The sequence below is a fragment of the Chamaesiphon sp. OTE_20_metabat_361 genome, from assembly GCF_031364565.1.
Window position 1 is genome coordinate 1 of sequence record NZ_JANLWO010000397.1, and the last position, 11,847, is coordinate 11,847.

The 11,847-nt window shown below is 47.5% G+C and carries 7 protein-coding genes and 1 pseudogene; 2 read left to right on the top strand and 6 right to left on the bottom strand.

Going from position 1 to position 11,847, the window contains the following annotated elements:
- Positions 1-1,324 (top strand): iron uptake porin (locus RMO35_RS11595; RefSeq protein WP_309741372.1); only part of this gene is annotated, 1,324 nt, incomplete at its 5' end.
- A 972-nt stretch (positions 1,325-2,296) separates the two neighbouring features.
- On the opposite strand, the gene RMO35_RS11600 is transcribed toward RMO35_RS11595, so the two are convergent.
- Positions 2,297-4,363: a nucleoside-diphosphate sugar epimerase/dehydratase gene (locus RMO35_RS11600; protein ID WP_309741373.1), complete on the bottom strand. Its 2,067-nt coding sequence runs from the start codon at positions 4,361-4,363 to the stop codon at positions 2,297-2,299.
- A gap of 109 nt (positions 4,364-4,472) precedes the next feature.
- Here RMO35_RS11600 and RMO35_RS11605 point away from each other — a divergent pair, with 109 nt between their 5' ends.
- Complete coding sequence (locus RMO35_RS11605) at positions 4,473-4,700, top strand: hypothetical protein (RefSeq protein ID WP_309741374.1); 228 nt, start codon at positions 4,473-4,475, stop codon at positions 4,698-4,700.
- A 202-nt stretch (positions 4,701-4,902) separates the two neighbouring features.
- On the opposite strand, the gene RMO35_RS11610 is transcribed toward RMO35_RS11605, so the two are convergent.
- The 5 genes and pseudogenes from RMO35_RS11610 to RMO35_RS11635 all read right to left on the bottom strand — a co-directional run bounded on the left by RMO35_RS11610 (position 4,903) and on the right by RMO35_RS11635 (position 11,191).
- Positions 4,903-6,432: a glycine betaine ABC transporter substrate-binding protein gene (locus tag RMO35_RS11610; protein WP_309741377.1), complete on the bottom strand. Its 1,530-nt coding sequence runs from the start codon at positions 6,430-6,432 to the stop codon at positions 4,903-4,905.
- Between the two features lie 247 nt (positions 6,433-6,679).
- Positions 6,680-7,459 carry an ATP-binding cassette domain-containing protein gene (locus RMO35_RS11615; protein WP_309741379.1) on the bottom strand — a complete coding sequence of 260 codons (780 nt, stop codon included), beginning with the start codon at positions 7,457-7,459 and terminating at the stop codon, positions 6,680-6,682.
- A gap of 101 nt (positions 7,460-7,560) precedes the next feature.
- Entirely contained in the window at positions 7,561-7,869 is a 309-nt protein-coding gene (locus RMO35_RS11620) for a nuclease (protein WP_309741380.1), read from the bottom strand.
- Between the two features lie 149 nt (positions 7,870-8,018).
- Positions 8,019-8,402, bottom strand: coding sequence for a hypothetical protein (locus RMO35_RS11625; protein WP_309741382.1), 384 nt, complete (start codon positions 8,400-8,402; stop codon positions 8,019-8,021).
- Between the two features lie 122 nt (positions 8,403-8,524).
- A pseudogene (locus tag RMO35_RS11635) lies at positions 8,525-11,191 on the bottom strand (DEAD/DEAH box helicase).
- Positions 11,192-11,847 lie beyond the last annotated feature (656 nt).

Sequence of the window (11,847 nt, forward strand, 5' to 3'; positions counted from 1 at the left end):
TACTTCTACCGCACCCACCACATCACCCACTGATGTGATGACCCAAACACCTCCTCCACCCGCAGCACCAGTAACGCCCCCACCTGCGCCCGCGCCAGTCGAGCCGAGCATCACCCGTGAGGAAGTTGAAGCATTACGCAAATCGAATCAAGAATTGCGCGAGCAAATTAACAAAATTGATAGCAGGGCAACAGAAACAGACAAAAAGATCGAGCAGATCGACAAGCAACAATTTTCCACCACTACCAAACTGCAAGGGTCGGTAGTATTTGGCGCAACGGGTGGTATATCTGGCGATTACAGTAACAATGTCGTTTTCGGCCAACGGACGCGACTCGAATTATTGAGCGATATTGGTGGCGGTACCCTCACCGCTCGTCTGCAAGCTGGCGGCATGGGTTCAGCCAATCAAAGTCCCAGGGCTGGTACTACAGCGGTAGCTACTCCAGAAGGAGGCTTGTCTTGGACGGATGGCGTTGCCGCTAGTCCCACGGTCAGTATCGACGCGCTCAAATATCAATTTCCCCTCAGCCCTCAAACTCTAGTCACAGTTATTGCTAATGCTGGCGCAGCAGATGACTTTACCGATACCATCAATCCCTACTTTGACGGCGATGGCAACAGCGGTGCGATTTCGGCTTTTGCCAACCGTCCCTCGATTTACTACACCATTCAGGGTGCTGGCGTAGGGGTGCGTCACAAATTGAACGACTCGCTCGAAGTTAGCTTGGGGTATCTAGCGCGTCAAGCTAACAATCCAGGGTTAGGCTTTGGTTTGTTTAATGGTGGCTACGGTGCGCTCGCTCAGGTTGCTTTTAAGACAGGGGACAATTCCAAACTCGCTTTGACCTATACCAAAAGCTATAATTCCGATTTTGGTACTGGCAGTAACAACGCCAACCCGTTTAGTGGCGGTATTAATAGTACCAGCGATAATTTTGGCGTGCAGGGTTCGTTCCAACTCTCTCCCCAGTTCGCTCTCGGCGGTTGGGCTGGCTACACGCAAAACCAAGCGCCTGGAGGCGAGCGGCAGATCTGGAACTGGGCGGTAACTGCGGCGGCACCAGATTTTGGTGGTAAAGGTAATCTCGCTGGGTTCCTCATCGGACAAGAGCCGCGAGTCACATCTTCGGGGATCGATCCGCTCACGGGTGTCAATACTACCGATACAAAAGCAGGACTGCACATTGAAGGTTTTTATCAGTTCAAAGTCAGTGACAGTATCAGTATCACGCCGGGGATTATTTATCTAACTGCACCCAATCAAGATGCCAATAGTACTGGCGCGGTAATTGGGGCATTGCGGACGACGTTTACCTTCTAATAGTTGTAGTTTCGCAAGCTGGATCGAGATTACGATCGAGATCGTTGCCGCGCCACGATCTCGATGTTAGAAGTACGTCTAGCTAATAAAAAGCGATCTCGACCGAATATTAGTTCGATCGAGGTTGTTTTTAGTGCCGATATTTTCAGTTCCTGACGATCTCAAATTTTTTTATGCTATCGAAAATACCAAGTATCTACAAGATATTTGGGCGGTATTATTTCTCAATAGTTTGAGGGAACACTAAGATTAATTACCAAAATCGCACTCCCATTAATTCTCTCGATCTTTATGCGAACAGCTTTATCTCTAGCGATAATTTCTGCGACTGCAATTATGTTCTTTAGTCGTAGATTATTGTGTTACCTTCGACATTTTCAAGAAGTTGGCTATAGTACGAGATTATTTAGAGATTGGATGTTGACGAATGGGATCTACGACAAAAAAGGGAGTTTAATCGCAACGATCGCCGCACTAGTCATCGAAATCACTCAAGAAAGTAGAACCAATTCTTTAATAATTTGCATCATTGCGGGGATAGCTTTAGTCGGATTGAGTCTATGGGAACCCGATCCCACCAAAGTTGGCTATCCGATCTTACAGCCAACAACGGAGGCCAAGAAAATTTATAATTTGGCGCTGACTTTGTACTCTGTTGCTTTAATAATTGGTTTTATAATAGTGCGGATAATTACTGTACAGTACCACATATCAGCCTATTGGATACTTGTGATTGTAGCGATTCAATCTTCACCCCTATGGATGGTTTTGGCTAAGATCCTTACTCGTTAAGGCTATCTATAGGTTGGGTTGAGAGGAGCAAAAACCAACATCCACAAAATCGATTTTGTAGATGTTGGTTTTCTTGGGAGAGGGGAGCCAGAAGCCCATGCGAGGACGGGGTGAGGACAAATCATACCTTAAATCAGCAACGCCCAATTATCAATTATCAATTATCAACTATCAATTAATTCACGCTGCTTTCTCCCAATCTTGGGAATTAGATTGGATCGATCCATTAGACAGTTGTTTTTTACCTTCTTGATGGATTTCTGATTTTCTTAACTTATCACCGATCGAGAGTGCCATCGATACTGCCAATGTTTCCGATTTAACTCGGGCGTATTGTCCCATCGGTTGATATTCTGGGACTAAATCGTGGAGTACCGAAACACATTCATTAACTTTACAATCGGCGGCGGCAGCCAGCAGGATCGTCAGTTGTGGCGAGATCTCTTGCCAAGCTAATCTTGCCTCCCGAGCGCAGAAAATCTTCGCATGTTCGGTGGGTAATGCGGCATCGCAATCGATCAGTAGCTCCTCATAGATCTTCTCACCCGGACGCAAGCCAGTAATCTCGATTTTGACATCTCGATCGAGTTCGAGTCCAGCTAAGCGAATCATCTGAACTGCCAAATCGTAGATTTTGATGGGTTCGCCCATATCCAACAGGAATACTTCCCCACCTCTAGCCATTGCCCCGGCTTGGATGACTAGAGTCGCCGCTTCGGGGATCGTCATGAAGTAGCGGGTAATATCGGCATGAGTTAGAGTAATCGGCTTGCCAGCAGCGATCTGCGCACTGAAGCGGGGGACGACAGAACCGCTACTACCCAAGACATTGCCAAACCGCACCATCGTGAAGCAGGTATCGTGATTGGGTAAATCGGCTAAACCTTGAAGTACGAGTTCGGCAACCCGCTTGGTAGCGCCCATGATATTCGTCGGACGGACGGCTTTGTCAGTGGAGATCAGCACAAATTTTGACACTCCACACTCGATCGAGCATTGCGCCGCCGTCAGCGTCCCGCAAATATTATTAATCATCCCCGAAATCGGGTTGGCTTCGACGATCGGGACGTGTTTGTAAGCAGCAGCATGATAAACCGTCTGCACGCTATACTTGCGAAGCACTCGGGTGAGGGTTTGAGCGTCAGTCACCGAACCCAAGCAAGCGACTTTGTGAAGCTGGGGATACCGCTCGCTCAGTTCCATGTCCATCTGATAGAGCGCAAACTCATGTAACTCATACACGAGTAACATTTTGGGCTGCTGCTTGGCAATTTGCCGACAGAGTTCCGAACCGATCGATCCACCGCCGCCAGTGACGAGGACGACTCGATCGGTGATATCGTGTTGCAGGAGTTCGGGACGGGCGGCGATGGCTGGACGTCCGAGCAAATTTTCGATATCGAGCGCCGGAACTTTAGTCACCGCCAGCTCGCCGCTCAATATTTCGGCGATGCTCGGGACAGTCTTGACGGGGACGCCAAGAATTTGCAGTCTTTGGGATAGCTCGCGGCTGCGTTGGGTGTCAACTGACGGCATGGCGAGGAGAATTTCGTCGAAGCCGACGCTAATTTTGAGCTTGAGCAACTCTGCTGGTGCGTAAACTTTGATACCTTGAACGGTTTTACCTTGCAGTGCAGGATTGTCATCGACAAAACAAATTAATTTCTTGCCACTTTCTTTGGCTAGAGCTTGCGCGAAAAAGCAACCCGCACTGCCCGCGCCATAGATAACTACTCCTGTCTGCTGGCGTTGTGAGTCATCATTTAGCTGTTCCAGGCGATCGTGGAGCAGCCGCACACCCAGACGGAACCCGATCGTCAGGATGAGCGCCAGCATCCCATCGCTCAATAGTACCGACGCGGCAATTGCCGACATCAGAAATACCCGATCGATCGCCGCAACTAGCAAACAACTGGTTAATACCGCCGTAGCAACGGTAATGAGAAAGTCACCATTGGTATGACGTAATACTTGTCGATAGATATTAAAAGCCCAAAATACACCAATCTCGATCGCGATCTTGAACACCACAAAATTGCTGTGATGCAATATTTGGGCGGGTAAAAGATCGAGTCCGCTCTCAAAGCCGATCGCCACAGTAATTGCGAGCGCAAACAAAATGATATCGACGACTATCAAAATTGTATACTTCTGCTCGTTAGAAACTGTATTAATAAGTTTATCTAAATGGCTATAAATTTTTGAAGACACCTCAATATCTTCGTCTTTCAATGGTAACTTAATCATTTGCTCAACTTATTTTGGCGAACTTGTTTGGGCGGCGATCGCTAATGCTATCCAAATATTCCAATACTGCTGTCATCCCATCGACAAGCGAAAAACTCGCTCGCCGAGGATGACTCACCGATATCTATGGCTGGAAGTCAGTATTCACACCAAAGTGCGACTGCCAACCGTCCCCATAAATATCTGTGCCGACCTACTGATACTGTATAATTCAGCTCATTACATCCTAGATCGGGATAGTTTTGAATTTTTTTGGCATTTGACAAGTAAAAAAAGTCGGGGCGGCTCATCAATGGCACTTTCGGATCTACATCCAGATCGACGTATATTCCGCTAGTTTAGCCCCACAAAAGATCGCGGCATTCTCGCGATCGAGTTCGCCAACCAGTAGCTAACATGGTGAAAGCTTCTCTGGCAATAAGTTTTGGGGTTACTGAATATTAATTGGAGCCGTTTGCCAAAATATGCTGCGTCGAGATAATAGTATCGAGCGGCGCGTTCTGGATTCTCAATGGCGGCTGGATACCAATTATCAAACCTTAAGCTAAGTTTTTAGACTTCAGCCATGCTCTGACGACTCGATCGACAGGTAGCGATTTATTATCTACTTGATAGTTCATATCTTGAATATCTTTAGTAGAAATTAACCCAGCTAATCGATCGATAACCGGGCGTAATTCTGGATATTTAGTTAAAGTAGCTTGATTGAAAACAGGTACTGCTTGATAAGGTGGGAAATATTTTTTATCATCTTCTAAAATAACTAAATCTAGCACCGGGATTAAACCATCGGTAGAATTAGCCGCAATTAAATCTACCTTTTTATCTTTAAGAGCTTGATACATCAGCCCAAATTCCATCTGTTGAACTTTAGCAAACTTTAAGCCATAAGTCTTGGCAACGGCTGGATAGCCATCTTTGCGTTCGAGAAATTCATAGCCAAATCCACCCCGAAGTTGTGGCGTATATTTAGCTGCTTCCGAGAGTGTCTTCATCTCAAGTCGCTTAGCATCTTCATTTCTCACAATAAAGGCAAAGGTATTCTCAAAGCCTAATGGCGACATCACTTCTAATCTGAACTGGCGATCGTAAGCCTCTTTGATCTTATCAAAAACTACTTGCGGATTTTTGATCGGCTCTTGCTTTAAGATCGCCGTCAATGATGTCCCGGTATATTCTACATAGCCCGCAATCTTCCCAGCTTTAACTGCTTCATGACAGATAAAAGTACCGCCTAGATTCAGTTGTCGATCGACCTTGATTTTAGTATGAGTTTCGATTTGCTGAGCCAGCAATACACCGAGAATAACTTGTTCGGTAAAATTCTTCGAGCCGATCGTAATTGTCGGTACTGCTTGAAAATAGTTAAATGTAATTAATCCGACTACTAGAAGGGCTAATATACCACCACCAATTGTAAACTTACGATCGAGCTTACCCAGTCGAACTGGTTGCTGTCTGAGCCTATTTTCCACCCATCCTAATGTTAAATCTGCGCTTAATGCGATCGCCGCCGCCGGGATCGCCCCAGTCAAAATCAAGCGATTGTCGATCGTCGCCAGTCCCCGAAAAATAAATACCCCCAAGCCACCACCGCCAATCGCCGCCGCAATTGTCGCCACGCCGACAGAGATCGCCGTTGCGACTCTAATCCCTGCCAAAATCACGCCAGAAGCTAGGGGAATCTCGACTTGTGTCAAGAGTTGCCAATCGGTCATTCCCATCCCCTTCCCGGCTTCCCTAACCGCCGGATCGACGTTAGTAATCCCGATATAAGTATTGCGAATTAGCGGTAATAGCGCATACAGAGTCAGCGCCACAATCGCCGGATTTTTGCCAATTCCACCCAGAAATGGTACCGAAATTAGAAAACCAAATATTGCTAAACTAGGAATAGTTTGCAGTGCATTAGCAACACCGAGAATCGGTTGAGCTAATCTGGGATAACGCGTAATTATAACTCCCAATGGAATCCCGATCGCGATCGCTACTACCATCGCGATCGCCACTAAAACTAAATGCTCGCCACTCCGCAAAATAATCTCGGAAATATCATCATTAGAAATCAAGACAATCTCCTGCTAGTGAATAGTGAATAGTGGATAGTGGATAGATAACCTAGTATAAAAAATGCGTAGGGTGGGCACTGCCCACCATCTAGGTTTCAGGATGTTCTAATGCGATCGATCTAGCAATCGTAGATAATTTATGATATTTATTCTTCGGTGCGTTACGCTCCGCGACAACACACCCTACAATATTATTGCAAATTAACTAGGATTACTGTATTTGCATCAGCCTACTTATTTAAATAATTTACATGCCTCCGTCCCGCTTAACATTCTCATCGTTCCATGCAGTTAAACAAGTAATAAAAGCTTGAGCCTCTGAATGTTGAGATCGAAGTAAATCTGCCTTAGTTCCCAATACCACTAAATTACCTTCATACATTAAACCAATCCGCGTTCCCAGTACAAAAGCTTCTTGAATATCGTGGGTAACAAAGACAACTGTTTTACCTAATTGTTGCTGTAAATATTGAAACTGGCGTTGCAATTCTAGTCGCGTAATCGGATCGAGCGCACCAAATGGTTCATCCATTAATAATAGCGGCGGATCGGCAGCTAAAGCCCTCGCGACACCCACTCGCTGTCGTTGTCCACCTGAGAGCTGATGAGGATAACGTTGAGCGAAGATTCTCGGCTCCAACCCTACTAAGTTTAACATTTCATACACTCGCGCCTCGATTCGCTGCTTGTGCCACTTTTCTAGTGATGGCACAAGTCCGACATTTTCAGCAACATTAAAGTGCGGAAATAAACCGATATCCTGGATTGCATAGCCAATCCGCCGCCGCAGATCGATCGTATCCCAATTAGCCGTCGATCGATCGTCTACTAATACCGATCCTGTTGTGGGTACGAGCAAATGATTGATTAATTTGAGCGTAGTAGTTTTACCGCTCCCACTCCGCCCCAATAATACGATCGTTTCCCCGCGATAAATGGTGAGATCTAAGTGGGATAATATCTCGCGATCGTTAATTTGGAAACTAACATCCCGAAATTCAACAGCAATCTCTGACGATTGGGGCATAAGATTGTAAATCTAAACGAGTCAATTAATTCGATCGTAACTCACATCTGGTGCGAGTAGATATGTTTGATTCGATCGAAACCCAATTCACACATCTAGAACTACAGATCTTCCCACTTAGCCACATTTGCAAATCGCGACAAATAATGTCGAATATTAGTTGTCGCGATAACAACTGCTTGACCTGGATAACGAGTAGCTAAATCCTGCCAAGTTGCACAGATAATCATATCCGCATCGAGGTTTCTATCTCCAGCCGTAGGTTGCCCGCTAGCTCTAGCTACCGCACAGATCTCAGCGGCTAAATTCCAAACTGTTCGATCTACAGGTAAAAAGTCGATTAATTGATGTAAATCGTCTAATAATGGTAGTCCCGATGCAATTAGACCTTGTTTTTGAGTTAGTAGCAAACCCCACCGAACTTCGTAATCACAAACCATCGAGCTAACAACTGTATATCGAATTAAGCTTCGCTCAAACCAATTTTCTAATGCAGCTAAATCATCTGTGTATTTTGGGCTACATAATTGTCCCAATATATTAGAATCGATAAAAATAATCATTCTAAACTATATAATTTCTGGCCAGCAACCCGCTCGGCATCTACTATTTTTGAAAATACCTCAAAAGCTCTATCTACATCCGGCTGAGTAGATAATTCTGCTCGTTTCTGTCGTAGAGATGCTAGTCGCGCTGGTATTTGTCCGCGTCGTTGCGAATCTTGAGCGATTGTCCGAAATTCAAAAGCGTATCTAGGCTGAACATCTGTCTGGCGTTGAATTGCTGTTTGTAGCGTTTCCAGATCGATCGAGTCAATCTGGAGATGATGTTCTATTCCTGATAAAACTACTTCACTATCTGTAGATGGCGATGCTGGAATAATAGCTAGGCATTTATCCAGATCGATAATTTTACCACTAGGTAGTTGAATTGGATTTAGCATAACTAATACCTCTATTAATTCGATTTATGTCATATTATGGCTGTGAATTTTAAATACAGCTCAGACTATATTTTTATCGAGAAAGCTTTCAATGTCATAACACTTTGTTTTTCCAAATAAAATCAAGAGATCGATTCGTTAATAGGGAACCTGTCGATTAATTGAATTGCCCGTCTTGCATTGGCTTGCAAAGCATCGCTCGCATGGGGTACATAAGGGATCTGCGATAATAGATCCACCGTGCGGCGCAACATCCGCACGATATCGCCCTCGTCGAGATTGGTATTGCTACATAGTTCCGTCCAAGATATTTCCAGCGCCCAGTTTTCGACGATGCCGACTAGCTCGTACTCCATCCAGACGGGGAGAGCTACCTGATAGCGGCGCTGGATTTGGAACAGTTGGCGGCGGGAGCCACGGAGGGCGCTGAGGGTCATGACTACTTCATCGGCTGGATCGTAATTCGTCCAACTGTCAGAGCGGGGGGTTTCTGATACGAGGGCACAGATGACTGCGGCGAGATGGTGTGGATCTAAGCCGTCTAGATAACCAGACATTAGAGCTAGAGCGATCCATAGCTCATTATCCCCACGAATGGCGGCGGCGGCTTCACCGATGCGGGTGGGGAGGACACCTTGCAAGCCATTGACTTGACGCAATACCTCAATCAGATTGAGAAATTCTTGCCAATGTCGATCGAGTTGCAATTGCAGTGTATTTTGAAGATCTTTAATCTATTCTTCTAATACCGCTTGGCGGCGATAGCGTTTGAGGAGAGTGGCGGGGTTGCCCCATTCCCAGACGGGATGATTTTCGAGCTTGGTTTTCAGTTCGGCGACGGTTTTGACTTGGGCTGTCAATTCGGCGGTGGCTGGCGGTTCGACTGCGGGGATGCTCTGGGCGATTTCGGCAGTTAAGGTCATCCCCTTGCGGACTTGTCCGGGTTTGAGAGGCATATCCGCAGGGGGGAGTAGGGATACTACTTGGGGGACGCGCTGTTTGCCGCCGTATTCCGACCAATGTTTGTGGACGGCGACGACATCTTGATGATTGACGACGTACCATTTGTTATCTTGTCCCAAACAGACTAAAGCGGGTTTGTAGCCTGAGCCAGCTATTTTGGTGACTAAGACGGCGGGTAATGGGGTGGCAACTGGGACGTGTTTGCCTTTGAGGCTGAGGATCGTACCGGGGAAGGCGGTTGGTAGTTGCTTGCCGACTTGTCCCGCTTGAACTTGCTCGGTATAAAGCTGGAGATTTTTGAGTTGATTTTGGTCTAGTTTGAGCTGGGAGTGACAGGTTTCATAGTCGGCGAGAACGTTGGCATCAATTTTGCTGAGGCTCTCTCGCAGCGTCACTAATTCTTGCTTGATGTCGCCAATTCCTTGCTGTTGGGGTAACAGGTGGAGGGTTTTGGTAAAGTGCCCGAAGCTGCGCTCGACGAGTTCTCTGGCTTCCTCTAGGGTGTGGGTTTGGAGCAGGTTTAAGACCATCCCATAAGTCGGCGTAAATTGACTTACCAGGGGATCTGGTGATGATGTCGCAAAGTCACTTGCTTCCTTCGCACCTTCAAATCTCGTCTGAGTGGCGACGACATAGCCCACCACGTCCTTGCCACGTCGTCCGGCACGTCCCGCCATTTGGAGGAATTCGGAGGCGGTTAGGAGGCGATGTCCTTGGTCTGTGCGTTTGGAGAGGCTGGAGATGACGGTCGTCCGGGCGGGCATATTAATCCCGGCGGCGAGGGTTTCGGTGGCGAAGACGACTTTGATTAAGCCTAGCCCGAATAATTCCTCAACGAGGACTTTCCAGGCGGGGAGGATGCCTGCATGGTGAGCGGCGATGCCTTTGTAGAGTGGTTCGACTTGTCCGGCGCGGGCGGCTTCGGGGTTTTTGTCGAGAAATTCATCGATGCGGAGCTTGAGTTGAGCGGCTTCGGCGGGATTGACTAGTGGTAGTGTCGATACCTCGGCGACGGCTTTGTCGCAGCCGCGCCGACTGAAGATAAAGTAAATGGCGGGCAACATTTCCCGTTCGGCGAGCTTGCTGACGACAAAGCCGATACTGGGGACATCTTCACTCTTACGGCTGCCTGTGGGGCGATGGGATTTAAGTTTGGGGTTGAGTTTGGCAGTATTGGGATCGAGTAATGGCAGAATCCCTTTGGGGTTTACAAAGTGAAACTCCAAAGGGACGGGACGAAAATCGGAATAGATGAGTTCGGTACTGCCGTGAACGGCGTTAATCCAGTCGGTAAGTTGTTTGCTATTGGCGACGGTGGCGGAGAGGGCGACGAGCTGAATGTGGGGAGGGCAATAGATGATCGATTCTTCCCAGACGGTACCGCGCTGTTTGTCATTCATGTAGTGGCACTCGTCGAGTACCACGGCTTCGACACCGATCATTGAGGTACCGACTTCGCCGATGCGGGTACCGTAAAGCATATTGCGGAAAATTTCGGTTGTCATGACGACAACGGGGGCATCGCGGTTGATGGAGATATCGCCAGTGAGCAAGCCGACGTTATCTTCGCCAAATTCGGCGCGGAAGTCGCGATATTTTTGATTGGATAAGGCTTTGAGGGGGGTGGTGTAGAATACTCTGCGCCCCTGTCGGAGGGCGCGATGAATGGCATATTCACCGATCAATGTTTTGCCCGAACCTGTCGGGGCGCAGACTACGACTGACTTTCCTGCGTTGAGTGCGTCTACCGCCTGAAGTTGAAACCCGTCGAGTGGAAATGGGAAGATCTCTTGTAGTTGGGCGGTAGAAATAGTAGAGGTGGTCATAGCGTTTAACTTCACAGACGGTGGCGCGAGGCTAGATTGTGGCGGTAGCTAAGTCTCGATACTCTCTAGTATATTCGTAAATCAAGGTTGGGCGGAATTCGATCGAATCTCTGTACTATTGCGACCTTGTGTTAACGATCGAGAAGCTATTGTAATAAGCACAGCGGCAAACGATATATATTTGTGAGTTGCGATTTTTCTAGCGGAGGCAGAACCCGGGTCTGGGGGAGGCTTCCCCCAGACCCCCCGTTGAAAGCGGCTCGCGCTCCTCGGGTTCCCCGAGGGTTTAGCGAGACAAGACAGGCGGAACGCCGCCTCTCAAACTCTCTTCGTATGGTTTGATCTGTGGGCTAGCGTGGTGCGGCATTCACTCCGCCTAAGATTTTAGTTGCAAGTTATTCAGACATTTCCATGCCGCAGTAATGGAAATCAAGCAACCATCTTCCCTACTCCCCCACTCCCCCACTCCCCCATCCCCTCATCCCCCCGTCTCCCAGTCCCCCCATCTCCCATCTCCCAGTCCCCCCATCTCCCATCTCCCATCTCCCATCTCCCCAAATCACATAGGATTGCTACAGTAACTTGGGTTAATATTAAATAGCTCCTATTTCCCAGCCGATAAAGATGTCCGATCGCAGCTTGCAGTTACCCGTTGA

Coding starts and splice junctions, on each gene's coding strand:
- RMO35_RS11600 (WP_309741373.1), bottom strand. CDS start 4,363: ATGATTAAGTTACCATTGAAAGACGAAGATATTGAGGTGTCTTCAAAA.
- RMO35_RS11605 (WP_309741374.1), top strand. CDS start 4,473: ATGACTCACCGATATCTATGGCTGGAAGTCAGTATTCACACCAAAGTG.
- RMO35_RS11615 (WP_309741379.1), bottom strand. CDS start 7,459: ATGCCCCAATCGTCAGAGATTGCTGTTGAATTTCGGGATGTTAGTTTC.
- RMO35_RS11625 (WP_309741382.1), bottom strand. CDS start 8,402: ATGCTAAATCCAATTCAACTACCTAGTGGTAAAATTATCGATCTGGAT.